The 24,769-nt window shown below is 45.9% G+C and carries 23 protein-coding genes and 1 riboswitch; of the genes, 13 read left to right on the top strand and 10 right to left on the bottom strand.

Features of this window, described 5'->3' with window-relative positions; all coding sequences use genetic code 11:
- Positions 1-13: 13 nt before the first annotated feature.
- Positions 14-1,738, top strand: coding sequence for an SLC13 family permease (locus L1D60_RS15075; protein WP_239841870.1), 1,725 nt, complete (start codon positions 14-16; stop codon positions 1,736-1,738).
- Between the two features lie 24 nt (positions 1,739-1,762).
- Positions 1,763-2,383, top strand: a complete 621-nt coding sequence (gene cysC, locus L1D60_RS15070; RefSeq protein ID WP_239841869.1) for an adenylyl-sulfate kinase — start codon at positions 1,763-1,765, stop codon at positions 2,381-2,383.
- 61 nt (positions 2,384-2,444) lie between these two features.
- On the opposite strand, the gene L1D60_RS15065 is transcribed toward cysC, so the two are convergent.
- From L1D60_RS15065 to L1D60_RS15035, 7 genes are all read right to left on the bottom strand, one after another.
- The gene (locus L1D60_RS15065) at positions 2,445-3,356 is read right to left on the bottom strand and encodes a TIGR03899 family protein (RefSeq protein ID WP_239841868.1); all 912 of its coding nucleotides are present in this window, start codon (positions 3,354-3,356) and stop codon (positions 2,445-2,447) included.
- 384 nt (positions 3,357-3,740) lie between these two features.
- Entirely contained in the window at positions 3,741-4,253 is a 513-nt protein-coding gene (locus tag L1D60_RS15060; protein ID WP_239841867.1) for a DUF3299 domain-containing protein, read from the bottom strand.
- Positions 4,254-4,267: 14 nt separating this feature from the next.
- Complete coding sequence (locus L1D60_RS15055) at positions 4,268-5,527, bottom strand: ABC transporter permease (RefSeq protein ID WP_239841866.1); 1,260 nt, start codon at positions 5,525-5,527, stop codon at positions 4,268-4,270.
- Positions 5,524-6,240 (bottom strand): ABC transporter ATP-binding protein, encoded by a 717-nt coding sequence (locus L1D60_RS15050; RefSeq protein WP_239841865.1) that lies wholly within the window; start codon positions 6,238-6,240, stop codon positions 5,524-5,526. Before L1D60_RS15050 ends, L1D60_RS15055 begins: the two co-directional genes overlap by 4 nt.
- A 156-nt stretch (positions 6,241-6,396) precedes the next feature.
- Positions 6,397-7,152 carry a DUF2796 domain-containing protein gene (locus L1D60_RS15045; RefSeq protein WP_239841864.1) on the bottom strand — a complete coding sequence of 252 codons (756 nt, stop codon included), beginning with the start codon at positions 7,150-7,152 and terminating at the stop codon, positions 6,397-6,399.
- 46 nt (positions 7,153-7,198) lie between these two features.
- Positions 7,199-7,426: a DUF2607 family protein gene (locus tag L1D60_RS15040; RefSeq protein ID WP_239841863.1), complete on the bottom strand. Its 228-nt coding sequence runs from the start codon at positions 7,424-7,426 to the stop codon at positions 7,199-7,201.
- Positions 7,427-7,578: 152 nt separating this feature from the next.
- Complete coding sequence (locus tag L1D60_RS15035) at positions 7,579-8,130, bottom strand: YtfJ family protein (RefSeq protein ID WP_239841862.1); 552 nt, start codon at positions 8,128-8,130, stop codon at positions 7,579-7,581.
- Between the two features lie 252 nt (positions 8,131-8,382).
- Here L1D60_RS15035 and L1D60_RS15030 point away from each other — a divergent pair, with 252 nt between their 5' ends.
- On the top strand, positions 8,383-8,583 hold the full coding sequence (locus L1D60_RS15030; protein ID WP_239841861.1) for a DUF1107 family protein: 201 nt from the start codon (positions 8,383-8,385) through the stop codon (positions 8,581-8,583).
- A gap of 79 nt (positions 8,584-8,662) precedes the next feature.
- Here the strand turns inward: L1D60_RS15030 and msrA are convergent, their stop codons facing one another.
- Positions 8,663-9,292, bottom strand: coding sequence for a peptide-methionine (S)-S-oxide reductase MsrA (gene msrA, locus L1D60_RS15025; protein WP_239841860.1), 630 nt, complete (start codon positions 9,290-9,292; stop codon positions 8,663-8,665).
- Positions 9,293-9,460: 168 nt separating this feature from the next.
- On the opposite strand from msrA, the gene L1D60_RS15020 reads away from it, so the two are divergent.
- The 4 genes from L1D60_RS15020 (at position 9,461) to L1D60_RS15005 (ending at position 15,727) form a co-directional block, all read left to right on the top strand.
- Positions 9,461-11,173, top strand: a complete 1,713-nt coding sequence (locus L1D60_RS15020; RefSeq protein WP_239841859.1) for an autotransporter assembly complex family protein — start codon at positions 9,461-9,463, stop codon at positions 11,171-11,173.
- Positions 11,170-14,925, top strand: coding sequence for a translocation/assembly module TamB domain-containing protein (locus L1D60_RS15015; RefSeq protein WP_239841858.1), 3,756 nt, complete (start codon positions 11,170-11,172; stop codon positions 14,923-14,925). The genes L1D60_RS15020 and L1D60_RS15015 overlap by 4 nt, the downstream gene beginning before the upstream one ends.
- 24 nt (positions 14,926-14,949) lie before the next feature.
- On the top strand, positions 14,950-15,297 hold the full coding sequence (locus tag L1D60_RS15010) for a gamma-glutamylcyclotransferase family protein (RefSeq protein ID WP_239841984.1): 348 nt from the start codon (positions 14,950-14,952) through the stop codon (positions 15,295-15,297).
- Positions 15,298-15,376: 79 nt separating this feature from the next.
- Positions 15,377-15,727 carry a DUF2799 domain-containing protein gene (locus L1D60_RS15005; RefSeq protein ID WP_239841857.1) on the top strand — a complete coding sequence of 117 codons (351 nt, stop codon included), beginning with the start codon at positions 15,377-15,379 and terminating at the stop codon, positions 15,725-15,727.
- 73 nt (positions 15,728-15,800) lie between these two features.
- Here the strand turns inward: L1D60_RS15005 and fbp are convergent, their stop codons facing one another.
- A complete protein-coding gene (gene fbp / locus L1D60_RS15000) occupies positions 15,801-16,817 on the bottom strand; it encodes a class 1 fructose-bisphosphatase (RefSeq protein ID WP_239841856.1) in 1,017 nt (338 codons plus the stop codon).
- A gap of 269 nt (positions 16,818-17,086) precedes the next feature.
- Here fbp and mpl point away from each other — a divergent pair, with 269 nt between their 5' ends.
- The 5 genes from mpl to thiQ all read left to right on the top strand — a co-directional run bounded on the left by mpl (position 17,087) and on the right by thiQ (position 22,689).
- A complete protein-coding gene (gene mpl / locus L1D60_RS14995) occupies positions 17,087-18,445 on the top strand; it encodes a UDP-N-acetylmuramate:L-alanyl-gamma-D-glutamyl-meso-diaminopimelate ligase (RefSeq protein ID WP_239841854.1) in 1,359 nt (452 codons plus the stop codon).
- Between the two features lie 39 nt (positions 18,446-18,484).
- A complete protein-coding gene (locus L1D60_RS14990; protein WP_239841845.1) occupies positions 18,485-19,108 on the top strand; it encodes a flavin prenyltransferase UbiX in 624 nt (207 codons plus the stop codon).
- A gap of 43 nt (positions 19,109-19,151) precedes the next feature.
- Positions 19,152-19,271, top strand: a riboswitch (TPP riboswitch).
- Positions 19,272-19,323: 52 nt separating this feature from the next.
- Positions 19,324-20,316 carry a thiamine ABC transporter substrate binding subunit gene (gene thiB, locus L1D60_RS14985; protein WP_239841839.1) on the top strand — a complete coding sequence of 331 codons (993 nt, stop codon included), beginning with the start codon at positions 19,324-19,326 and terminating at the stop codon, positions 20,314-20,316.
- Between the two features lie 70 nt (positions 20,317-20,386).
- Positions 20,387-21,985, top strand: a complete 1,599-nt coding sequence (gene thiP / locus L1D60_RS14980) for a thiamine/thiamine pyrophosphate ABC transporter permease ThiP (RefSeq protein ID WP_239841836.1) — start codon at positions 20,387-20,389, stop codon at positions 21,983-21,985.
- Entirely contained in the window at positions 21,985-22,689 is a 705-nt protein-coding gene (gene thiQ, locus L1D60_RS14975; protein WP_239841833.1) for a thiamine ABC transporter ATP-binding protein, read from the top strand. The genes thiP and thiQ overlap by 1 nt, the downstream gene beginning before the upstream one ends.
- Before the next feature lie 89 nt (positions 22,690-22,778).
- On the opposite strand, the gene yjgA is transcribed toward thiQ, so the two are convergent.
- On the bottom strand, positions 22,779-23,306 hold the full coding sequence (gene yjgA, locus L1D60_RS14970; RefSeq protein ID WP_032553278.1) for a ribosome biogenesis factor YjgA: 528 nt from the start codon (positions 23,304-23,306) through the stop codon (positions 22,779-22,781).
- A 118-nt stretch (positions 23,307-23,424) separates the two neighbouring features.
- Here yjgA and pmbA point away from each other — a divergent pair, with 118 nt between their 5' ends.
- A complete protein-coding gene (gene pmbA, locus L1D60_RS14965) occupies positions 23,425-24,768 on the top strand; it encodes a metalloprotease PmbA (RefSeq protein WP_239841832.1) in 1,344 nt (447 codons plus the stop codon).
- Position 24,769: the final 1 nt, after the last annotated feature.

The raw sequence follows: 24,769 nt of genomic DNA, 5'->3' as shown, positions 1-24,769 counted from the left end.
CAAGGACAGGTATATGTGGCAACAAGGATTTGTATTAGCGCTATTGCTTGGCATCGTAACTTGCCTTCTAACGACGCGTATTAAGCCGAGCTTTATTTTTGCAGGTGCGGCTTTCATTGCGTTTATGGCTGGAATGATCGATGTATCCAGTCTGGCTGGCAATTTCACAAACTCATCACTACTCACCTTAGTGCTGCTAATTCTCGCTTCAAGTGCGTTGGAGAAAACTCGCTTAATCAGCTGGGTAAGCCGGAACATTTCAGAAGGTCGGCTTGGTACAGTTGTGGCAAAGTTGGGTGTTTCCACAGCGTTACTTTCTTCTTTTACTAATAATACTGCGGTTGTGGTGTCGTTGATCGGTGCGATCAAACGCAATCAACAACATGCACCTTCTAAGCTACTGATCCCACTTTCGTACGCTGCGATTTTGGGCGGTACCTTAACCTTGATCGGCACCTCAACCAATTTGATCATTAATAGCTTTGTGGAAGATGCGGGCTTACCGAGTTTGAACTTCTTCACACCGACGTTGATCGGCTTGGCGGTACTAGTCGGTGGTGTGCTGATCTTGATTCCGCTGAGTTATTTTCTACCAAGCTACGATGACGGCTCGCAAGATGAGTTACCTTATTTCTTGGAAGCTCGTGTTGAACCTGGCTCTCCTCTGGTAGGGCGTAGCGTAAGCGAAAATAACCTCAGAGCACTGCGTAAACTGTTTCTTGCGGAAGTCATTCGTGATGGCAAGACAACGGCATCAATTGACCCTGATTTCGTGTTGCAAGCACGCGACCGATTGTTGTTTTGTGGCGATGTCGAGAGTGTCGCGACGCTGCAAGAAATCCAAGGACTAACTCTGTTTGGTCAGCATCATCTCAATGGCCAGAGCTTTGTTGAAGTGGTTGTGAGCTCATCGGCAAGCTTCTGTAATAAAACATTGAAAACCAGTCAGTTTAGAGACCGCTTTGACGCGGTAGTCGTGGCGATTCGTCGTGGCCATGAACGCCTTGAGGGTGGGCTGGGAAACATCACATTAACGGCGGGTGATACCCTGGTGTTGGTACCGGGTAAACGTTTTGAAGAGCAACGCCAGCAACACAGCAAAGAGTTTGTGTTGATGAATGATTTGGATTCAAGTGCCAAATTGGACGCGGATAAGTCTGCCTTGGTTTTATTGGGGTTTGCGGCTGTGATAGGCCTAGCGCTTACTAACATGCTACCGATTATCAAAGGGTTAGCTGGTTTTCTGTTATTGCTGGTTGCGTTTGGAGTGGTACAGCTGAGTGAGCTAAGACGTCGCTTCCCGGTTGATATTGTGGTGATCGTTGGCTCTGCGCTGTCGATTGCACAATTGATGATTTCATCTGGTTTATCTGAACAGATGGGGCAGATGTTTATTGAAGCGTTTAATGGCTGGGGCGTATTTGGTGCGCTGGTGGCGACCTATCTGATGACCTTAGTGTTAACTGAACTGGTGACCAACAACGCCGCAGCAGCACTCTCTTTTCCTATCGGCTACAGCATGGCGGTTGGTTATGGTGTTGATCCTATGCCGTTTATTATGGCGGTTCTGTTTGGAGCCAGTGCGAGTTTCATCTCCCCCTATGGCTATCAAACCAATTTATTAGTGTATAGCGTGGGCAACTACCACCTGACAGATTATCTGCGTATCGGTATCCCGATCTCTATTGTTTACTCTGGGCTAGTACTCACGCTAATCCCTTATTTTTTCCCATTTTAATGCTGTTTATTTAAAGGACTAATTATGACCACTGCAGTGAAACCGAAAGACGAGAATATCGTGTGGCACGAGCACTCTGTTGATAAAGCCTTTCGCTCTCAACTCAAGTCACAAAAACCAGCGGTATTGTGGTTTACAGGGTTATCGGGTTCAGGTAAATCGACGGTGGCTGGTGCGTTAGAAACTCGCTTAGCACAGCTGGGTTACCATACTTATCTTCTCGATGGCGATAATGTTCGACATGGATTGTGTAGTGATCTGGGCTTTTCAGAGCAAGATCGCCGAGAGAACATTCGTCGTATTGGTGAGCTCGCCAAGCTGATGGCCGATGCCGGTCTCATCGTACTTTCTGCCTTTATCTCTCCTCATAAAGCTGAGCGTGAGTTAGTACGAAATCTATTACCCGATGGTGAGTTTTTAGAGGTTTATGTGAACACGCCAATCGAGGTCTGTGAGCAGCGTGACCCTAAAGGACTTTATAAGAAAGCAAGAGCAGGTGAGATCCCGAATTTCACAGGCATCAGCTCCGTTTATGAGGCTCCTGAAACGCCAGAGATCGATCTTCCTGCTGGTGATAAGACATTAGATGAGCTGGTGGAGCAGTGTATTGAAGCGTTAGAAGCTCGCCAGATTATTGCTAACTAACACTAAGTTATCGTCAACATAACTCTATGTAGCCTTGGTTCAATACCAAGGCTATTTTGTTTTATACGGTGTGGTTTACGCTGCCAGGTTTCGCTTCGGTCTGTACCGTAAACTTCTGACTTAACAGCGCAATAAGCTGGTCATAATAGACACTATTAGGCTTGTTTCCGAGCAGCACACACAGTTCATTACCGGTTGGGCTGAAGCGATAATAGACAAGTTTCACCCCTTTTGAGAGCGGCGTAACGGCCATCTGTTTGCCTTGATAGGTTAGGTTGAGTGCTGGGTCAAAATCAATCTCACCGGATTCTAATTCTGTTCCATGCAGAATACCGAGCTCAATGAGATGCAATAAGCTTGAATAGGGCAGGTTATGGCTGCCCAAATTGATCGTGCTAGCGCCAGTTCTTTTACCAAAACTGAATAAGCCCGCCTGCGTTTTGAAACCGAGCAATAGCTTGCGGCTATGGTCACTACCAAAGCTACACGCTAATGAAGCTGCACGTTGTAGAGTTAGTGCCTCTTTAGGTGTCATATCTTGCAGGATCTTCAGTGCCTTCATTGAGGTCGAGCCTGGATTGGTCACTTCTCTCTTTAGCACTTGAGCCCACAATCTTTGCATCGAGCTATTATGGATCTCTTGAGCCATGTCGAAAAATCGATACAGCCAGTCTTGGTCTGGGTCGCCAGCTGCTTCATCTTTGCAAGACATGTGCGCTAATTTTAGGATCTGTTCAAGGTTCTTTTGACGTAGCTCTTTACGCTTCTTTTCTCGCAGCAGTGCTCGCTCTATTAGCGATTTCTCACCTTTATCTGACGATTTACTTCCTGGGCTAAGCAGAGCATCTAAACCGAAGTTCTGGGCGATATTGAGCATGCGACTGGCGCTGTCAGCAATATGGGGCTTTTTTTCTTGCTTGGGAGCGGTGTCATTCACGTGTTCAATGACCACGGGTTGTTGAGAGTCAGACATAACGATACCTACAAACCTTAAGACAGAAATCTAACTGGTTAAAATGTAACTCTTTATTGAACTTGTGACTAGATATTACGAGTAAAGTTGAAGGATTAAACAAAATTTACTTTTTCTGATGATAATAAAATGTTAAATTTGTTGTGTAATCCAAGGAGGAGTTATGAATCAGGTGAATGATAATAAGCTGAAGAAACAGCTGGCAATCGGACTATTACTCGTTAGTTATGTCGCTATCCTAGCGTATCTGTCTAAATATATTGCTTAACCTAGCGATACTTCATCGTTAGAAAATTGTTATAACACTAGTTGCTTATAAACGTTGCCTATAAAAAATGGCAGCCCAGTTGAGCTACCATTTTCATAATCGATAAGTCGATATCCCTACATATCGTCGTATTCTTCGATTGCTACCCCTTCAATTAGATAGCCAGTCTGCGCCAAATCGTGCGTAATGGTTTCTGTTTTCAGTGTTCCCACTAAATAGATAACATCCCACAATTGTTGAATCGGTGCGCCTTTTGGAAACTTCACATAGATGATCTGGTTTGGTGGCGGTGGCGGAACGTGAATACATGCTCCGAAATATGGCACCAGTAGAAACTCGGTGATCATATTCTCATCCCCTTCCAGCGGAATAACAAAACCTGGAATTTTTACTTTGCTGCCATTCAGTTCTGGACGAACAGCACCTAGTTTAGATTGTTGAGGGCTTTCCTGGCTGTGATCGACGGTTGGCATGCCAAAAGGGTCGAGCTGGGCACGTTCCGATTCTGGAATTAGGTCAATCCATTCCAAAGTAAGGACGGATTCTTCTGTTGATGGTGCTTCTGCGTATGCGGTTGTCGCAAACGGAAAAAGAAGCAACCCAAGGATCAGCAAGAGTTTGTGCTGCATAATGTGTTCCTATATTAGATTCGAATGGTCATGCCATCAGCAAGAGATTGACGATACGCTCGGAATGCGGGAATAAAGCCAATGATAATTCCAGCAACTTGAACCATCATAATGAGTTTCCACTCATGTGGGGTGATTGCGGATATCGATATGTTGATACCATAACTTTGTTGCACGATAGGAGCAACTACTGCAATTAAACCAAAGAGTAATCCGACGCCTAACGTAATACCAAGGAAAGTAAGCGCACTTGCTTCACTGATCAGCAGACCGAATACATGCCTTGGTCTTGCGCCCATCGCTCGTAAGATAGCCATCTCTCTGCGACGCTCTTGCAAGCTAGTCAGTAGACTGCTGAGCATGCCGAGTAGTCCCGCCACAACGACAAAACCAGATACAACGAGTAGTGCCTGCTCCGCAACTGCCATCATGCCCCATAACTCATGCAAAGCAATACCAGGCATGATTGCGCTCAATGGTTCTTGACGGTAGGTGTTGATTTCACGTTGCAGTGCGAATGTCTGAATCTTGGAGTTTAAGCCAAGCATCATTGCCGTGATCTGTTTTGGTTGAAAGTCGTAGGTTTTAAGTGTCTCGGCATCTGGTGTATGGCCAAGGTTAGCCCCAGATTCCCAGCCAACGTGAATAGCTTCAATAGCTTCCAGTGAGACGTGTACCGTTTTGTCTACTGGTGTTCCTGTTGGCGCAATGATACCGACGACAGTAAATGGCAGGTTGTCGTGACGACTGAATGCCACATCACTAATACCGTGCGCTAAGATGATTTTATCGCCAATCTTATAGTTGAGCTTTTTCGCGACATCAGCACCGATAACCACATCAAATAGCTCATTAAACTCACGTCCTTGTTCGATAGTAAGTAGTTGCTTACTGCCGTAGCGATAGTGTTCAAAATAGCTGTGGTTAGTACCCATGACGCGGAAACCTTTGTGCGAATCACCGAGTGAGATTGGGATCGCCCATTTTACCGCTTTGTGCTGGCTGAACTCTTGGTAGCTTTTCCAGTCGATGTTATTCGTTGCGTTGCCGATTCTAAATACTGAATAGAGCAGCAAGTTAACCTGTCCAGAACGGCCGCCAACAATAAGGTCGGTTCCTGAAATGGTGTTGGCGAAACTGCTTTTGGCTTCTGTACGTACACGCTCTACGCCAAGCAAAAGAATGACAGAAACGGCTACGGTAAGAATCGTAAGAATGGCGGTGGCCTTACGATTTAGCACACTTTTGAGTGCTAAGTGAGTAATTACTTTCATACGATAGCCTTCGCTTGGTTTACGGTCGTAAGGTCGATGCTGCGTGTGAACAGCTTTTCCAGTGTGGGATCGTGACTCACAAAGATAAGCGTAGAGTTAGCTTGGTCCGCTTGCTCGAGCAGCAGTTCAATGAAGGCTTCTCTGTTGTCATGGTCTAGTGCAGATGTTGGTTCATCGGCAATAATGATTTGTGGCTGCCCCATTAACGCTCTTGCGGCTGCAACACGTTGTTGTTGGCCAATGCTGAGCTCGGTTACCGGCTTATCCATCAATGCTTCCGGCAATTTAAGCCTTTGAAGAAGGGTTTCTGCGGTTGCCTTTAATCCACTATTTCCCTGAATGACATTTTGCTTTCTGATGTTGGAAAACTGGCAAGGTAGTGTCACGTTGTCCGTTACAGATAGATAGGGCAACAGATTAAATTGCTGGAAAATATAGCCTATGTGGTCGGCTCTAAACTTGTCGCGTTGACGCGGCGATAGTTGGTTTAGGTCTTGACCTAAGATAGAAACCTCACCTTGCTGTGCTTGGTTTATTCCCGTCAATAACCCTAGTAATGTTGATTTTCCACAGCCACTTGGCCCTTTAATAAAAAGGTGCTCTTTGGCATGGATATGAAGAGAGGGTATTTCGAGCGTTGGTGGTAGGTCTGGCTTCCATCGGAAACTGACATTTTCCAATTTAACGACAAGCGATGATTGGTCAAAGGACATATAAGCTCCTGCTCGCTAAGCGGTTTTGCTTAAATCGATATTCTTAATAGTTGCTCAAGGAATCACCATTGGGGCAACTCTACTGGTTTGAGAGCAAGGCAGCCAAGTGAGTGCTCACTTGGCTGCTGTACGTTGTGCTTCTGTATCAATACAGTGTTAGAAACGGAAGCTAGTGTTGTTTGGTGCTAGCTTCTGTTGAGTCTGTACACGATCTGTTAATAGATTAACTGTGATTGATTCTGTATTGGCAAAGTTAGAAAACCACTGTGTCTCAACTGTGTCTAATTTAGCCACGTTTGAACATTGGTAATGGTATTCAATAGTGAACTCACCGTGACCACCTGCAGCATGGTCATGGCCTTCGTGGTCATGGTACTCATGCTTGTCATGGTCGTGACCTTCGTGGCCATGGTGCTCATGCTTGTCATGGTCGTGACCTTCGTGGTCATGGTGATCATGTTTGTCATGGTCGTGCCCTTCGTGGTCATCATGATCATGTTTGTCATGGTCGTGGCCTTCGTGGTCATCATGCTCATGCTTGTCATGGTCATGACCTGCGTGGTCGTCGTGATCATGGCCTTCATGCTCGTCTTCACCCAAGGTATGAGTTACAGATTTGTACTCTAGCGTACAATCCGCACCTTCGAACATGAATAGCTTACTTGGTTGATTCAGTAGCGCAGTTGCTTTTTCTAGTGCTGCGACTTGCTCTGGTGTCTGAGGTGCGTGCTCAAAACCAACAACATCAGCACCTGGAGCGGTTACTTCAACCAAAAGCTCGTTGCCGTCTTGAGCGATATTGACTTCAACCGCTCCGTGAATGTGAGCATCATGAGAACGGAAGTGATCATCAGCGATAGCGGTAGCAGATACAGTCATGCCGATAACAACGGCTAAAATAGAAGGTTTCATTGGGTATTCCTAAATAAAAAAGATGAATTAAAAGCAAGTTAATTGATTAAGTCATCTTCACAGGTGGTGAACGCGCGAGATAAGCAAAGTATAGTCTTTGTAGCTTACGAGCTGGTTCACTGGTTAGGACAATGAAATCGATACTTAATTCAGGTAGTTGTGGTAAATCGTGAGCAAAACCAAACTGACTGGCTGAAAAAAGTTCACATTGATGGTGTGTGTGGTGTTCAATATCGGCATCAACGATGTGGTGGGCCACAGACCACGACAACATGATCATTAACCCGAGCATGCACAGGACAGAACGTCTAGATGTGAGTGAGTGGGCTCGCCAGATCATGATGAGTTGAACCAAAAAAGAAAAAGGACGTTGTTATAATATAACAATGTCCTTTCAAGAAATCTCGTAAAAGAGAGTAATTATTATTAAAGATTTGCTTTAATAAGTTGAATGACTTCAGAGACTTCGGATTCGTTTAACGCCCCTTCTTTTACAAATAGGACTTTACCTTGTTTGTCTTGAACGATAATCGCAGAGCTCTCTTCTTGTAGAGCCCAAGCAGATGCTGCGGTACCTTCTTCATCCAGTACCATTGAAGACCAAGGAAACTCTTCCTTGCTGCTTTCTGCCGATGACTTCACAAAAGAACCGGTACCCCAGATGGCATCATCTTGGTTAATGATGGTTGTGGTTTGGTAAGCATCTTCTGGAAATTTAGAAGCGGTAATCGCTGCCATTAGAGGAGCATTGAGCTCTTTCGAGCTGCTGCGTCCAGCAATCGCTTGAACAACGCGTACCTTACCTAGCATGTCTGTGGTTGCCCAAGCTTGATAGCCTGTCGAACCGTCATTTAAGGTGATTTCACCATGAGCAGTGACGCTGACAGGTGGTAGAGTTTCGCCGACCGTTAGGTTGTGAGCATTGGCGAAGAGTGGAGAGGCTGTGGCTAATAAAGCCAGTAGAGTTTTGTTTTTCATTATATTTTTGTTCCGCTTGTTGGTTTGCCCTCGAAGTATAATATGAAATAAACAAAATGCCTTGCTTACTTTTTTATCGTACGTTGTCGAAAGGTGTTGCGGAGTTGTTACTAAAGGGTATAATGCAACTATATCAGGGGAATCGGCAGGTTTTCTTGCTATCAGCCAACGGATATGGCTGTTATTTGTGCTTTGCTCAAAAGTGAAGAGCTGATCACAAACTGTTGTACTCAAAAGGAATTGAGGTTGTTTATGCTACGTGAATTTTCTACTTACCGCCCTCGTCAAGTGGCGCGTTTCGTTAAAGTCCTATTCAAAGGTCAATTCAGCATCGAAGGTATCGGTGAATTTAGATTCGACCAAGGTAAAGTTCTTCTTCCTGAAGTAACGGATCAAAAAAAGCTAGATGTATTTAAAGAAGTGAATGGCACCATCGCTTGTATGTCGATGTAATTGCTTGACTGATATAGCTGGAATGAAAGGGCTTGAGATATCAAAGCCCTTTTTTGTTTCTGTCGATGAGTGACTCGTGTTACTGAGGTGGGAAACAAACTCCTGTTCCGCCTAGTCCACAATAGCCGTTTGGGTTCTTAGCTAAATATTGTTGATGATAATCTTCTGCATAAAAGTACTCACCGGCTGGTTGTATCTCAGTGGTGATCTCTGATCCTCGCGCAGCTTGCATTGCTTTTTGGTAACTCTGTTTCGAGGATTCAGCAATTGATTGTTGTTGCTCACTAAAGGTGTAGATTGCAGAGCGATATTGTGTGCCTAAATCATTCCCTTGGCGCATACCTTGAGTTGGGTCATGACGTTCCCAAAACGTTTTGAGCAGTGTTTCAAGGGGTAAGATACTCGGGTCGAATATCACGCGTACTACTTCTGTATGACCGGTTTCACCAGTACAAACCTGTTGGTATGTCGGGTTTTTAGTGAAGCCACCAGCATAACCGACAGAGGTTGAAACGACCCCCTCAAGCTGCCAGAACAAGCGCTCAGCCCCCCAAAAACACCCAAGGCCAAGTAATATTTCTTGTTGTCCAGCGGCTGGTGGAGCAGACAGATCACTTTGGTTGACGAAATGTGGTTCAGATACTGTGATGGGGTGAAGGTTCCCTGGCAAAGCCGTTGCTTCAGAAACCATTTGTTGTTTGTTAAGCATGTCTGTGTTCCTTTTAGAGGTATCATTACGCTTTAAACGTCTTTAAATATACGACTAACTCTTTAAATTAGACCGTTTTATTGCTTGAATTATTACAGACGCGACATTGAATTAGCGGTATGATTTCCCTTTGATTCTTAACGTATTGATAACTTTCACCAATTAAACATGATAAGAAAAACTTTACCAGTTCTGATTGGCACTTTGCTGTCATCAAGCCTTGCCTTTGCCGATGTCTCTCTTGAGATTGAGGGGCTAGATGGTGCGCTTGAAGATAATGTAGATGCTTACCTAAGCGCCATTCCAGAAGAGGAGTATTCTGTATCTTTACGTTTTCAATCCCGTCTAGAATCGATGATCAAAGAAGCGGTTAACGCGCTCGGCTATTACCACCCTAAGATTACCTTCACGCCCTCTGAAGACAACACTGAACTCTTGGTCAACGTTAAGCCAGGTGAGCCAGTTGTCATCTACACCTCTGATATTGTTATCTCTGGAGAAGCGGAAAACGATCCTGACTTCTTAGCGTTAGTAGAAAAGAGCAACCTAGAGAAGGGAAAAGTTCTTAACCACAGCCATTACGACTCGTTAAAGTCTTCAATGCGTAATCTGGGTTTAGCCAAAGGCTACTTTGATGGCAATTACGAATTGAGTCGTTTAGAGGTCGCTCCCGAATTGAATCGCGCTTATGTTCGGTTGCATTACGACAGTGGGATTCGCTATCACTTTGGTGAAACGACCGTGACAGGCAGCCAGATTGAAGACGATAAAGTGCAGTCATTGAAGCCTTTTGAGCAAGGTCAGCCCTACGAAATCGCTAAAGTAGGGGAATATAATCAAAACCTCTCTAATACCGATTGGTTCTCTTCAGTGTTCGTTGAACCCGACCTTGGTCAATTAGGCAGCGGCCGCGAGATTCCAATGAAGGTGAGTTTAGCGCCTCAAGCTCGAAATCAGATTGAAACGGGTATTGGTGTTTCTACTGATTTAGGGGTTAAAGGTAGCCTGAAGTGGAAAAAACCGTGGGTAAATAGCAGCGGCCACAGCTTCAATAGCAGTCTCTCAATCTCAAAACCAGAACAGACCATTACGGCGAGTTATAAAATACCGCTTGATGATGTGCTTAACGACTACTACCAAGTCACTTACGGTATGAAAAATGTCGATAACCGAGATACTAAGAGCTTGGAGTCAAACCTGAAACTTGAGCGCTATTGGCGTTTAGATAATGGTTGGCAGCGCACGGTGTTTGTTCGTTACCTATTAGAGAACTATGAGCAGGGTCTTCAAGATGATGTCGCTCAGTTTGTTTTGCCGGGTGTCTCTTTCTCTCGCACACGAACTCGTGGTGGGGCGATGCCGATGTGGGGTGACAAGCAAACTATTATGTTGGAAGCCGGTGATGATTCACTGTTGTCTGAGACTAAGGTGATTCGTTTTCAGGGTAGTACAGCTTGGATTCGTAGCCTTGGTGAGAATCATCGCGGCCTGACGCGCTTGGAGTATGGCGCTAACTTTGCGGATGAATTTGAAAAGCTATCGCCATCCCTGCGATTCTTCGTGGGTGGTGACAATAGTATTCGTGGTTATGGGTATGAGTCTATCTCTCCTCGAGATGAGAGTAATGCACTAACGGGTGCAAAGTTTATGACCACGGCAAGCTTTGAGTATCAGTATCGTCTCTATGGCAACTGGTGGGGGGCTATGTTCTATGATGTTGGTGATGCCTTCAACGATACACCTGATTTAAAAGCAGGTACTGGTGTCGGTATTCGTTGGGCATCTCCAGTGGGGCCGGTTAGCCTAGACTTCGCATGGGGTCTAGATGCAGACCCTGGTGATGAATTCCAAATCCACTTCACTTTAGGACCTGAGTTATGATTAAAGTGATCGGCAAAATTTTCAAATGGACTTCGATCTCTATCGTCTCTATTTTGCTTCTTGTCTTGACCTTAGTTGGCCTCGCTCTGTTTACCAATCCAGGTTTAAATGCTGTGCTTTGGGGAGCCGAAAAAGCGTTACCACAATTAAAGGTTGAGAGCACCAAAGGGGCGCTTTTCCCTCGTTTTAGCCTTCATAATGTCCAATTTGTCGATGACAGCCTACATATCAATACTCAGCTCGAAAAGGTTGAGCTGGCGATCAATCCAAGATGTCTACTAGACCCTCAGGTATGCGTGGATGAACTGACGCTAAAAGGGCTCGATTTCGCCTTTACTGAACTGCCACCACCAGCAGAAGAAGAGCCAGAGCCAACAGCACCACTGACTTCTATCTCGACGCCGTTACCTATTACATTGAATCGAATCAATTTTGAGGATATCTCCCTCGATATCTTGGGAAATAAGGTCGATTGGAAACGTTTTTCTACGGCGATGAATATGAAGGGGGACGTGTTAACCATCTCTCCGACCTTGTTCGATGATATAACGGTTAAGCTTGCGGAAGCTGAGCCTTCCGTTGAAGAGGATGCAAAACCTGAAGCAACTACAGAAGCCGAAGCAATAGTTTTACCAGAAGTTTGGATTCCATTGACCGTCGCTTTAGAACGCTTTGATTTGAATCGCTTTACGCTTGAGCAAGAGACACCCATTGTCGTTCATCACCTAGGGCTAGAAGCGAAAGTCGGTGGACACAATGTGGATGTGCAAACACTTGAGCTGGACATGCCACAAGCCACAGCAAACCTAGCAGCACAAGTGGCTCTAAAGGGCGGCTATCCTCTTGAACTTGACCTCAGTGCATTGGTTAAAGAGACCGATGTTGCAGGGCAAAAGCTACAACTATCAGCAAAAGGCAGCGTGGAAGAGTTAACGCTGGATGCTACCTTATCGGATTTGATTGAAGCAAAGCTCTCTGGCGAACTTAAACCTCTAGAGCCTACCTTGCCGTTTGACCTTAAACTGACGGATGGGCAAGCGCAATGGCCTTTGAAAGGGAGTAGCGATTATCAGGTTGCTATCAAACAACTAAAAGCCAATGGCTCTTTGGAAGATTTCCAATTAAATCTGGATGCGGACGCTAAGGGTAAGGATATCCCGGACATTGGTCTTAATGTTGAAGGTGCGGGTAGCACAGAGCACATTGACTTGCAGAGCCTTGATATCGCAACATTGGGCGGGCATGTCACTGGTGCTGTGAAAGCCAATTGGAAAGACCTTGTGAACTGGCAAGCGGACATTGGCTTACAACATATTCAGCCTGGGTTGCAATGGCCAGAAGCCGAAGGGGACATCAGTGGTAACCTAAAAACATCAGGCAGTCTAACTGAGGCAGGTGGCTGGCAGGTGGAGCTTCCAACTTTAGATATCGATGGCATCTTGAGAGAGTACCCCCTCAATATTCAAGGTCAGCTTTCCGCATCTGATAAAACAGCCTCTGGAGAACCAAGCGTTCAGACATCTGGATTACGTTTATCGCATGGTATCAATGCTATCAACGTAGTGGGTAAGCTTGATAAGCAATGGGATATGAATGTATCCATTGATTTCCCTGAGTTGGTGAAAAGTGTCCCTGATTTAAGAGGTACCTTGATTGGCGATATCGTTCTATCGGGTCCAATGAAAGAGCCAAATGTCGATTTGGGTCTGAACATCAATAGCGTTAAATGGAAAGATGAGGCAACACTCGACAGCTTAGCTTTAAACGGCTCTGTGACACCATTACCGGCTCCTCAAGCTGACATTGTGCTCAATGCTAATGGCATCAGCTATCAAGAACAGAAAGTAGAGAGTGTTGAGCTCAGAGTTGATGGCGGTGAGAAGAACCATAAGCTCACTCTCGATGTGGTGTCCGATATTGTCTCAACCAGTCTGGCTATCTCTGGTGAATTGGTTCAGAAGCCATCAATGATCTGGAAAGGTGCACTTGAACGCGTGACGATCACAACAGAGCAGGGGCCATGGCGACTTGAGAAGCCAGTTGCTATCACAGCGGATATTGATAAGCAGTTTGCCGATGTTGCCGCGCACTGTTGGCTACAGGCCGGTTCAAGTGTCTGTCTAACGGAAGATATTAGAGCGGGTAAATCTGGTGCGGCTAAACTTGCGATCACTGATTTCGACTTTGAGCAGGTAAAACAGTTCATCCCTAAGGCCACTCAACTAACAGGTTCCATCAATGTTCAAGCTGAAGCGAAGTGGGACGAGAAACTCGCACCTCAAGTGAACGCTCAAGTAGAGCTGCCGAAAGGTCAAGTGATTCAAGATGCAGGAGAGTCCATTACATTAGGCTGGGAGAGCATAACCGTTAATGCCGAGTTGAAGGACAATCGACTTGAGGCAGATTGGCTATTTGATGTGACCGATAATGGAGACCTAACCGGCTCACTGGTATTGCCTGATGTTGTGGTTGAAGATAAGCAAGTAGAAGCCGCGCTCAAGCTCAGCACTTTCCATCTTGATTTCCTTGCACCGCTATTAGGTGAATACAGCTTATTACAAGCAAATTTGTCGAGTGACCTTAAGGTACAAGGTTCACTGATGCACCCTCAAGTCTTTGGCTCATTTGCGGTAGATGATATGCAAATGAAGGGCGACATTACGCCTGTTGATATTAAAGATGGGCGTATAGGGCTCGATTTTGATGGCTATAGTGCAAAACTGGATGCTGACATCGTTACCCCTGATGGGCAACTAGACGTTGAAGGTACCGGGCAATGGCAAGATCTTGAGGCGTGGAGTACTCAGGTGCGAGTGTTTGCAGATGACTTGATGGTCGATGTCCCGCCAATGGTCAAAGTGAAAGTTGTACCTGATATGACGATTGACGTCTCTCCAAAGCTTGCTCGTATCACGGGTGATATTGCGCTGCCTTGGGGACGGATAGTGGTTGAAGAGCTGCCACCAAGTGCTGTTGGCATATCTTCGGATCAAGTGATTCTCAATAAAGACTTGCAGCCAGAGGGCGAAACTAAAGTCCCATTTAATGTCGAAACGAATATCAATATTTCGATTGGTGATGACTTTAAACTGTCGGCGTTCGGTCTTGAAGGTGACCTAGTCGGTAAGTTGAATGTGGCTCAAAAAGATCAAGGTCCATTCATTACGGGTGAGGTTAATATCGTTGATGGTACGTACCAATCCTTTGGGCAGGATTTGATCATTGAAGAAGGTAAGATCTTGATGAATGGTCCACCTGATCAGCCTTATGTCGCAATCAACGCAATTCGAAACCCTGACAATACCCAAGATGATGTGACCGCGGGTGTTAGGGTGACAGGACCAGCGACGGAACCAACGATTGATATCTACTCGGAACCTTCGATGCCACAAGCTAATGCGCTTTCGTACCTACTTCGTGGACAAGATATCGATGGTGAAGCGGGTAGTGGCTCGATGACAACAACCTTGATTGGCTTAAGCTTAGCTAAGAGCGGTAAGGTGGTGGGAGAGATTGGTGAGGCCTTCGGTGTCCAAGATCTTCAGCTTGATACCGCGGGTTCTGGTGAAGACTCACAAGTGACAGTGAGTGGTTATATCTTACCTGGCTTACAAGTGAAATACGGTGTTGGTATCTTCGACTCTTTGGGCGAGTTCACTGTGCGTTACCGTTTGATGCAAGACCTATATGTAGAAGCGGTGTCTGGCGTAGATAGTGCGGTAGACCTGCTCTATCAGTTCGAGTTTGAGTAATCGATAAATGAGTTGGGCTAGATGATGTCGCACCTTGTATTTGTCTATGGGACGCTTAGAAAAGGGCAGCATAACCATCACTTTCTAAAGCAGAGCAAGAAGTTGGGCGATTGGGTAACCCCAGCTCAATTTGCACTGTACGATTTAGGCCGCTATCCAGGCATGATTTTCGGAAAGAAAAAAGTAGTTGGGGAGGTCTATATAGTCAACGACGATGTTTTGGCTTCGCTCGATCGGCTCGAAGATGTACCTATTGAGTACCGTCGTGAACAAATTGAGACTATATTTGGATTAGCGTGGGTTTATTTGTATCAGTTTGATTTATCTGAGCAACGAGAGATTCTTTCTGGTGACTGGTGTAAACGAAAATAAGTGTTTGAAGTATGAGCCAGGAGTAAAGTTCCGACGTAGTAGTTAGAGTCTCAATGAGTCTTTCTAGTAGGAGGAAATTATGAAATATCTAATATTGGTGTTTTCTTTAGTGCTTTTCGGTTGTGCTCAATCCCCACCATCTACATCGAATGTTGATGATTGGCAGTTGTTTGGTGAACAAACTGCGATGAAGGGTTACACGAAAAAAGATGAAGCGACACTGTCTAAGTCAGCTGCGTCACCTGTTGATTCTGAACTTTATGCGGCTTATGACAAAGGGTACGAGGCGGGACGGATTGAGTATTGCTCTCAAAATCCAAGATCATTGGGTCGTAAAGGTGAGCAATACCACGGTATCTGTGATGATATCGACAAGTGGTTCCGTATTAAGTTTGAAGGTGGTGCGCAATCGAAGTTTGATCTTCGCTAGACCTTTCGAAACTCTAAAAACAACAAAGCCAGTACGTGAGTACTGGCTTTTTAGTTTCAGGGAGAATTAAGTTTTAAGCTTCATCTCGGTTTAGCTCAAGGAACTCTTCTACCTTGTTTACCATTTTCTTGGAACCAACAAAGAATGGCACTCGTTGGTGCAGTTCAGTTGGCTTGATGTCCATAATACGCTGAACACCATCAGAAGCTACGCCGCCTGCTTGTTCCATGATGAAGGCAATAGGGTTGCACTCATAAAGAAGGCGCAGTTTACCATTCGGGTGGCTTTGCGTGCTTGGGTACAGATAAATACCGCCTTTTAGAAGGTTACGGTGGAAGTCTGATACCAGAGAACCGATGTAACGTGATGTGTATGGACGGTTATCACTTGGCTCATTTTCTTGGCAGTACTTGATGTACTTCTTCACGCCCGTTGGGAAACGAATGTAGTTGCCTTCGTTGATTGAGTAGATCTTACCTTCGTCTGGAATCATCATGTTTTCGTGAGAAAGACAGAAAGTGCCCAACGATGGGTCGTAAGTGAAGCCATTTACGCCATTACCTGTTGTGTAAACCAGCATGGTTGAAGAGCCGTAAATTACGTAACCTGCAGCAACCTGTTTGTTACCAGGCTGTAGGAAGTCTTCTTGAGTCGGTGGAGTACCAATCGGTGATACGCGGCGGTAGATCGAGAAGATCGTACCCACAGAAACGTTCACATCGATGTTTGATGAACCATCTAGAGGATCCATTAGCACCACGTACTTAGCGTTTTTATTCAACTCTTTATTGAATGCTACCGCTTCGTCTTCCTCTTCACTCGCTACACCACATACTTGGTCACGAGCTTCCAGAGCTGCTTTGAATTTGTCATTCGCGTAAAGGTCAAGCTTCTGTTGAGCTTCGCCTTGTACGTTGTCGGTGCCGACAGCACCTGTAATGTCGACAAGACCCGCTTTATTGATTTCTCGGTTAACGATTTTCGCAGCAAGACGGATCGACGATAAAAGGGATGATAGATCACCACTTGCATGGGGAAAGTCACTTTGTTTCTCAACAATGAACTCACCAAGGGTGCGCATCTCAGACATGTTATTTCCTTAAACTTCTCTGAATAATTGGGGGATTCAAGCGCTACTGGGTTGCCTCTTAAGTGGGCATTATTCATCTAGTCGCTTACTTAAATTCTAAGCTTTAGATCTTTTTAATGGTAATGAAGTAAGCGACACAGATCTCACTTAGAATGTCGACTAAATTTGTTTTGCATTGTGACTCGCTTTTGTTGGGCGATTCATGATAAGAAATGCACATAATCTTGATTAAGAAATCAGTCTTTTTGCCCCGTTTTTGGAAGCGATATATGCATATTCATATCTTAGGAATTTGCGGCACCTTTATGGGTGGTGCAGCGGTATTAGCCCGTCAATTAGGTCACAAAGTGACAGGTTGTGATGCCAATGTTTACCCGCCAATGAGCACACTATTAGAGTCTCAAGGTATCGAAATTATTGAAGGTTTTGACCCAAGCCAATTAGAACCAAGACCTGATTTGGTCGTGATTGGCAATGCGATGAGCCGTGGTAATCCTTGTGTTGAATATGTACTGGATAACAACCTGAAATACACCTCAGGCCCGCAGTGGTTGCAAGAGTTCCTACTGCATGACCGTTGGGTTCTTGCTGTTTCCGGGACACACGGAAAAACCACGACTGCCAGTATGCTGGCATGGGTTCTCGAAGATTGTGGTTATGCGCCGGGCTTCTTAGTTGGCGGGGTGTTGGGTAACTTTGGTATCTCAGCGCGACTGGGTGAAAGCATGTTTTTTGTCGTCGAAGCTGACGAGTACGACAGTGCTTTTTTTGATAAGCGTTCTAAGTTTGTTCACTACCATCCGCGCACCTTGGTTATGAATAATCTCGAGTTTGATCATGCGGATATTTTCGACGATCTTGAGGCGATTAAGCGTCAATTCCACCATCTGATCCGTACTGTTCCGGGCAATGGTCGAATTTTTGCTCCTCAGCAGGATAGTGCTTTGGAAGATGTCTTGTCTCGCGGCTGTTGGAGTGAAACTGAATTTGCTGGTGAAGAAGCGGATTGGCGTGCTGAAAAGCTAGTCAAAGATGGCTCGAAGTTTAATGTGTTCTTCCAAGGTGAATGTGTTGGTCAGGTTGATTGGCCGCTAGTCGGGGACCATAACGTTAATAATGCCTTGATGGCGATCGCGGCCGCAAGACACGTGGGTGTGACTCCGGACTTGGCGTGTGAGTCTTTGGCGAAATTTATCAATACTAAGCGCCGTTTAGAGCTTAAAGGGGAAGTGGCAGGGGTAACGGTGTACGACGACTTTGCACATCATCCAACTGCAATTGAACTAACCTTGGGTGGTTTACGTAATAAGGTCGGCAACAACAAAATTATCGCCGTGTTAGAGCCTCGCTCTGCTACGATGAAACGAGGGGTTCACAAAGAAACCCTTGCCGATTCGTTAAAGCAAGCCGACAGCACTTTCTTGTTCCAACCAGACAACATTGATTGGTCGGTTCAAGACGTCGCAGATGCTTGTCACCAACCCGCAGTAGTCAGTGATGACCTCGATGCCTTCGTGAAGAGCATTGTTGATCAAGCACAACCTGGCGATCAAATTTTGGTGATGAGCAATGGTGGTTTTGGCGGTATTCATCAGAAATTGCTTGATGGATTGGCAGCCAAAGGTTAAATACACGCGTTCCAATCGATTTAAGAAGTACGAGAGATCATGACGAAACAGAGTAAAGCGATTACCCTCGCATTCACTGGCGCTTCCGGTGCCCCATATGGTTTGCGTTTATTAGAGTGCTTGCTCGCCGCTGATTATCAGGTTTACCTGTTGATCTCGTCGGCGGCTAGAGTGGTGCTTGCAACCGAACATGCTCTCAAACTGCCTTCAGGCCCGGATGCTGCCAAAGCAGCGTTGGTTAAACATCTAGATTGCGACCCTGACCGTTTAGTAGTGTGTGGTAAAGATGATTGGTTCTCTCCTGTTGCTTCTGGGTCCGCAGCTCCCAAGCAGATGGTGGTTTGCCCTTGCTCGGCAGGAAGTGTTGCGTCGATTGCTCATGGTATGTCAGATAACTTAATTGAACGCGCTGCAGACGTGGTCATGAAAGAGCGCGGTCAACTGCTTCTCGTCGTTCGAGAGACGCCATTCTCAACACTGCACTTAGAGAATATGCACAAACTCTCGACCATGGGCGTGACTATCATGCCTGCTGCTCCTGGCTTTTATCATCAACCAAAGTCGATCGATGACCTCATAGATTTCATGGTAGCTCGCATTCTTGACCACTTGGGTATCGAGCAGGGGTTAGTGCCAAGATGGGGTTACGATCAGCGCCATTAAGGCGAACTTTGTAGCTTATTGGTTAAAATACAATTACAATTCTGCTCACTCATCGGGGAGCTAACCATTCAAATTATGAATGGCGGCTGAGATCAAGTATCAACTTGGGACCCGTAAACCTGAACCAGATAATGCTGGCGTAGGAATTGAGTTAGGCAGTACTTTTCCATTGTCCTCCCTCAAGCCTGTGCCGCTCAGACCATGGAGAGCGTCCAGTGAAATTTGCATTAACCACTCTTGCTGTAACCACAGCTGCTTCTTTTTCCGCATTAGCATCCGATAATACGTTAACTGTTTATACTTACGATTCCTTCGCTGCAGATTGGGGCCCGCGCCCAGCAGTGGAAAAAGCGTTTGAAGAAAAATGTGGCTGTGACGTCAACTTTGTTGCGTTGGAGGACGGGGTTTCTATTCTTAACCGTTTGCGCCTAGAAGGCGGTAACAGCAAAGCCGATGTTGTGCTTGGTCTTGACCAGAACTTGATGGCGGAAGCGAAGAAAACAGGCCTACTTGCTGAACACAGCGTTGATACCTCTTCTGTTGTGCTACCTAATGGCTGGAACGACAGCACCTTTGTTCCTTATGACTTCGGTTACTTCTCGTTTATCTACAACACTGAAAAGTTATCAAACCCACCAAAGAGCTTGAAAGAGTTGGTTGAGCAGCGTGATGATCTAAAAGTGATCTACCAAGACCCTCGCACTTCAACTCCAGGCCAAGGTTTGATGCTTTGGATGAAGTCGGTTTATGGCGATGATGCAACTCAAGCTTGGAAACAGCTAGCAAAGAAAACCGTGACCGTAACCAAAGGTTGGTCTGAGGCTTACTCTATGTTTTTAGAGGGAGAATCAGATATGGTGCTTTCATACACGACTTCTCCGGCTTATCACATCATTGCAGAGAGCGACACTAAGTACGCGTCTGCAGATTTTGCTGAAGGTCATTACACGCAAGTTGAAGTGGCAGCAAAAGTGAAAGGCAGTGATAATGAGAAGCTAGCGGATGAGTTCATGGCATTCATTTTAAGTGATGAATTCCAATCGGCGATGCCAACCGGTAACTGGATGTACCCAGTGACAGGTGTGGAGTTGCCGAAAGGATTTGAACAGCTAACCATGCCTAAAAAATCTCTGAGCTTTACCTCAGAGGAAGTGGCAGAGAAGCGTAAGCCGTGGATTCGTGAGTGGCAAAACGCCCTGACTTTTTAATTAAGTGCCCGGTGTTGGGTACTCAGCCTATATCTAAATTAGAGGCTAAACATCGAGACAATCACTCTTTATGTTAAAGAATACACCTAAGGTGGGTATTTGGGTCGCGATGATCATTACCGCCTTTGTGGTTTCATCGGTAGGGGCATTGCTAAGCAATGCCCCTTCTCTTGATATCAGCCAAGTATGGTCTGATCCTTACTACTGGCACGTTACCAAGTTCAGTTTCTATCAAGCGACGCTATCTACTTTGTTGAGTGTCGTTTTTGCTATTCCAGTCGCACATGCCTTGTCACGTCGTCAATTTCCAGGGCGTTCTCTGCTGCTAAGATTGTTCGCATCAACCTTGGTTCTGCCTGTTTTGGTTGGTGTCTTTGGTCTTTTGGCTATCTATGGTAACAGTGGCTGGCTCGCTAAACTGCTCCAAACGGTTGAACTGGATCTGCCATTCTCCATCTATGGATTGAATGGTATTTTGCTTGCGCATGTCTTTTTCAATTTGCCCTATGCAAGTCGACTGTTACTTCAAGCTCTGGACACGGTTCCGGTTGAGCAACACAAGTTGTGTGCCCACCTTGGAATGAGTCACTGGGATAAATTTAAATGGGTTGAATGGCCGCGTCTTAAACAGCAGTTGCCGCATGTGTGTGGTTTGGTATTTATGCTCTGCTTTACTAGCTTCGCGACTGTGATGGCATTGGGTGGTGGCCCTAAATCGACAACCATCGAGCTTGCTATCTATCAAGCGATTAAATTTGATTTTGATCTTCAAGCTGGGGCTCTGTTAGCAATCTGGCAGATGCTGCTCTGTGGTGTATTGGCTGTGAGTATTCAACGCCTTTCCAAGCCTGTATCCGTCAGCGTTGGCCAATTGTCTGAAGCGAAGTTCTTGGTTAAGGACACCTATAGTTCAAAAGCTTGGGATAGCTTTTGGATCATCGTAGCCTCATTACTGGTTTTACCTCCACTGTTGATGGTGATTGTGGGTGGTTTAAACAGTGAAGCGATAACGGTGCTAACCAGCGAGCCGTTTTGGTTAGCGCTGTTGAACTCACTGAAAGTGGCACTTAGTGCAAGTGTGATTGCACTATTAGTTGGGGTCGCCATTTTGATGACCAGTCGAGCATGGCGCTTGCAAAACAAAACCTTTCGCGCTGATAAGATTGAACTCATCGGCACCATTATTTTGGTGACTCCCGGCTTGGTGGTGAGCACTGGTATCTTTCTATTGCTTCGCTCAATAACCGATGTGTTTAGCTTAGCCTTCTTTGTTGTGATTGCCGTTAATAGCTTGATGGCGCTCCCGTACGTGATTAAAAACTTAGCTCAGCCTATGCTGCACGTTGCCCAGCAATATCAGTACTTGTGTGCGAGTTTAGGTATGAAAGGGTGGCACCGATTTAAGTTGGTGGAGTGGCGTGCTCTGCGTAAACCGATGGCGCAAGCTTTCTCGATTAGCTTCATGTTGTCGATGGGGGACTTGAGTGCAATCGCGCTGTTTGGAAGCGCCGACTTTAGAACTCTACCTTTATACCTGTTTCAACTGCTGGGCAGCTATCAGATGGAAGCGGCAGCGGTGGTGTCTGTTAGTCTACTGATACTGAGTGTTGGTAGCTTCAGTTTCATTGAATTCTTATTTACTCGAACATCTAACCAGAGAGGTGCCTAATGTTAGTGATGCAAGATGTTGATTACCACTACCATCAGGAGCTATTTCACTTTGATTTCATGGCAGAACAAGGTGATGTTGTTGCCTTGATGGGGCCTAGCGGTGCGGGTAAGTCGACACTGCTCGCATTGATTGCTGGGTTCATTGAACCGTCATCAGGAGCCATTGCGGTCTCCGGCCAATCCCTTGTTGGTTTGGATGCCTATCAGCGTCCACTCGCAATGTTATTCCAAGAACACAATTTGTTTGCGCACCTTACCGTTAGAGAAAATATCGGCTTAGGGTTGCACCCAGGTCTTAAGCTAACCAAAGAGCAGCAACAGCAAGTGTTACAAGCCGCAGAACAGGTGGGTGTGGCAGAGTATCTTGACCGATTACCGGAGCATCTTTCTGGCGGGCAGCGTCAGCGCGTCGCGCTGGCTCGATGCTTTGTACAGCCGCATCCTATTTGGCTATTAGACGAACCGTTCTCTGCTCTTGACCCTTTGTTGCGAGAAGAGATGTTGGCTTTGGTGAAGCAGTTAGCGGCTGAGCGAAATATTACGGTGATTATGGTGACTCATCATCTGGGAGACGCTCGCAGTATCGCCAATAAATTTGCGTTTGTTGCTAAAGGGCAGGTGCTGGTGGCTGATGCGATAGACGCGCTTACTGTAAAGCACTCGCAACCTGAGTTGGCAGCCTTTGTCCGAGCCGGTGAGTAATCTCTTACTCTAAAATAGGTTTAGTAGAAAATACGCAGATATGAAAAAGGCCTAGCAGAAGCTAGGCCTTTTCGATTGCACTGTAAGTCTTAAAGCTCGTCTTGCTTCAGTTCTTTAAGAACTTGAAAGATCTCGCGGTACGCTTTTGCTGGCTTGCCAGCTTTTTTCTCTTTGTTTGCCTGACGCGCTAATTGACGTAGACGTTGGCGGTCTGCTTCCGGGTGCGCTTCAACAACTTCAGAGATAGCAGCATCACCGTCTTCAACAATACGATCACGCAACTGTTCAAGCTTATGCAGTTCAGCCGTTGCTTGAGAGTGCTTGTTACGAACCTTATCTAGAGCAGCCTGAATTGGCTCTGGATCTTCGTTACGCATCACTTTACCGATGTATTGCAGCTGACGACGCTTCGCTTCATTTTTAAAGCGTTGCGCATCTTTAATCGCTTCCGCCAAATCTTCAGACAGAGGGAATTTCTCTAGTACAGAAGGCTTAAGTTCTACGAGCTCTTCGCCCAACTTTTGTAGCGCTTCCATGTCTTCTTTCATTTCCGTCTTACTTACCCAGATGATTTCTTCTTCTGGTTCCCATGGGGCTTTTTGGTTTTTGCGAGCCATCTTTTCTGCCTATATCACTATCTCAATCGAATATATCCGCTATTTTAGCAAGAATCTTGGGGAGAAAGCGAAATTCTTGTTATCCTACGTAATATTGACCCTCAAAAATAGAATAGATATGGATGTAAAACAGCAAGTCGCTCAGCAACGTGTTGAGTTAGAAGCAGCAGTAGCAAAAGCGTTAGATATGGCTTCAGTCAGTGCGGATGCTGCAGAGGTGGCTATTACTAAATCAACGGGTTTGAGTGTCTCTACACGCATGTGTGAGGTTGAAAACGTTGAATTTAATAGTGATGGTGCCCTTGGTATTACTGTTTATCGCGGCCAACAAAAAGGCAGTGCATCTACATCTGATTTGAGCGAAAAGGCGATTGCCCAAACGGTAGCCGCAGCTTTGGATATCGCTCAATACACCTCTGAAGATCCTCACGCAGGTCCAGCTCCAAAAGAGTTCATGGTTAAAGAGATACCAGACTTGGATCTGTTCCACCCAGATGAACCAAACCCTGATTACGCAGCTGAGATCGCGATTGCGGCTGAGAAGCAAGCACTGGCGTACAGTGATAAGATCAAGCAGAGCGATGGTGCTAGCTACGATAGTCACTACGGCGTAAAGGTTTACGGTAATAGCCACGGCTTGCTCGCGAGCTATGCATCAAGCCGCCATAGCACCAGCTGTTGTGTGATTGGGCAGGGCGTAAACGGTGAAATGGAGCGAGATTACAGCTACACCGTTGCACGTCACCGTGACGAGCTGTGGACGCCTGAGCGTGTTGGTCAAGAAGCGGCAGAGAAGACAATTAGCCGTTTGGATGCCAAGAAGCTACCAACAGGCCAATACCCAATCATGTTTGCTGCCGATGTGGCCACCGGTCTTATCGGGCACCTCGTTATGGCGATCAGCGGCGGTAACCTTTACCGTAAAGCTTCGTTCTTACTCGATCACCTTGGTGAGAAGGTTTTACCAGAGTGGTTCAATATCTCTGAGCGACCGCATATCTTACGTGGCTTAGCATCGAGCCCATTCGATAGCGAAGGCGTTTATACCCAAGACCGTGAAATCATTACTGACGGTGTGCTTGCGACTTACCTACTGACTAGCTACGCAGCTCGCAAGATGGATATGACGCCAACGGGTCATGCTGGTGGTATTCACAACTGGTTTGTACAGTCGACAGGTCAAAGCTTCGAGCAAATGCTGAAAGAGCTAGGTACAGGCTTCCTTGTGACCGAAGTAATGGGACAAGGCGTGAACACAGTAACGGGCGATTACTCTCGTGGTGCTGCCGGCTTCTGGGTAGAGAATGGTGAAATCCAATACCCTGTGTCTGAGGTGACCATTGCAGGCAATCTGAAAGATATGTTTAACCAGATTGTAGCGGTTGGTAGCGATGTCGAGACTCGCTCTCAGATCCAAACGGGTTCTATCTTGCTTGAATCAATGAAAGTAGCGGGTGAGTAAT

It is taken from the genome of Vibrio sp. Isolate30, from assembly GCF_022397975.1.
Taxonomy (GTDB): Bacteria; Pseudomonadota; Gammaproteobacteria; order Enterobacterales; family Vibrionaceae; genus Vibrio; species Vibrio fortis.
Note: the sequence above shows the minus strand (reverse complement) of the source record. Positions and strands in the feature narration are given on the sequence as shown.

What these genes read in the sequence shown, in the direction of transcription:
- L1D60_RS15050 (WP_239841865.1), bottom strand. Translation starts at nt 6,240, where the DNA reads ATGTCCTTTGACCAATCATCGCTTGTCGTTAAATTGGAAAATGTCAGT.
- L1D60_RS15035 (WP_239841862.1), bottom strand. Translation starts at nt 8,130, where the DNA reads ATGAAAAACAAAACTCTACTGGCTTTATTAGCCACAGCCTCTCCACTC.
- yjgA (WP_032553278.1), bottom strand. Translation starts at nt 23,306, where the DNA reads ATGGCTCGCAAAAACCAAAAAGCCCCATGGGAACCAGAAGAAGAAATC.
- L1D60_RS15065 (WP_239841868.1), bottom strand. Translation starts at nt 3,356, where the DNA reads ATGTCTGACTCTCAACAACCCGTGGTCATTGAACACGTGAATGACACC.
- L1D60_RS15040 (WP_239841863.1), bottom strand. Translation starts at nt 7,426, where the DNA reads ATGTTGTCGTGGTCTGTGGCCCACCACATCGTTGATGCCGATATTGAA.
- cysC (WP_239841869.1), top strand. Translation starts at nt 1,763, where the DNA reads ATGACCACTGCAGTGAAACCGAAAGACGAGAATATCGTGTGGCACGAG.
- L1D60_RS15055 (WP_239841866.1), bottom strand. Translation starts at nt 5,527, where the DNA reads ATGAAAGTAATTACTCACTTAGCACTCAAAAGTGTGCTAAATCGTAAG.
- mpl (WP_239841854.1), top strand. Translation starts at nt 17,087, where the DNA reads ATGCATATTCATATCTTAGGAATTTGCGGCACCTTTATGGGTGGTGCA.
- thiP (WP_239841836.1), top strand. Translation starts at nt 20,387, where the DNA reads ATGTTAAAGAATACACCTAAGGTGGGTATTTGGGTCGCGATGATCATT.
- thiQ (WP_239841833.1), top strand. Translation starts at nt 21,985, where the DNA reads ATGTTAGTGATGCAAGATGTTGATTACCACTACCATCAGGAGCTATTT.
- L1D60_RS15030 (WP_239841861.1), top strand. Translation starts at nt 8,383, where the DNA reads ATGCTACGTGAATTTTCTACTTACCGCCCTCGTCAAGTGGCGCGTTTC.
- L1D60_RS15075 (WP_239841870.1), top strand. Translation starts at nt 14, where the DNA reads ATGTGGCAACAAGGATTTGTATTAGCGCTATTGCTTGGCATCGTAACT.
- L1D60_RS15015 (WP_239841858.1), top strand. Translation starts at nt 11,170, where the DNA reads ATGATTAAAGTGATCGGCAAAATTTTCAAATGGACTTCGATCTCTATC.
- L1D60_RS15020 (WP_239841859.1), top strand. Translation starts at nt 9,461, where the DNA reads ATGATAAGAAAAACTTTACCAGTTCTGATTGGCACTTTGCTGTCATCA.
- L1D60_RS14990 (WP_239841845.1), top strand. Translation starts at nt 18,485, where the DNA reads ATGACGAAACAGAGTAAAGCGATTACCCTCGCATTCACTGGCGCTTCC.
- L1D60_RS15005 (WP_239841857.1), top strand. Translation starts at nt 15,377, where the DNA reads ATGAAATATCTAATATTGGTGTTTTCTTTAGTGCTTTTCGGTTGTGCT.
- L1D60_RS15010 (WP_239841984.1), top strand. Translation starts at nt 14,950, where the DNA reads ATGTCGCACCTTGTATTTGTCTATGGGACGCTTAGAAAAGGGCAGCAT.
- L1D60_RS15060 (WP_239841867.1), bottom strand. Translation starts at nt 4,253, where the DNA reads ATGCAGCACAAACTCTTGCTGATCCTTGGGTTGCTTCTTTTTCCGTTT.
- L1D60_RS15045 (WP_239841864.1), bottom strand. Translation starts at nt 7,152, where the DNA reads ATGAAACCTTCTATTTTAGCCGTTGTTATCGGCATGACTGTATCTGCT.
- pmbA (WP_239841832.1), top strand. Translation starts at nt 23,425, where the DNA reads ATGGATGTAAAACAGCAAGTCGCTCAGCAACGTGTTGAGTTAGAAGCA.
- fbp (WP_239841856.1), bottom strand. Translation starts at nt 16,817, where the DNA reads ATGTCTGAGATGCGCACCCTTGGTGAGTTCATTGTTGAGAAACAAAGT.
- msrA (WP_239841860.1), bottom strand. Translation starts at nt 9,292, where the DNA reads ATGCTTAACAAACAACAAATGGTTTCTGAAGCAACGGCTTTGCCAGGG.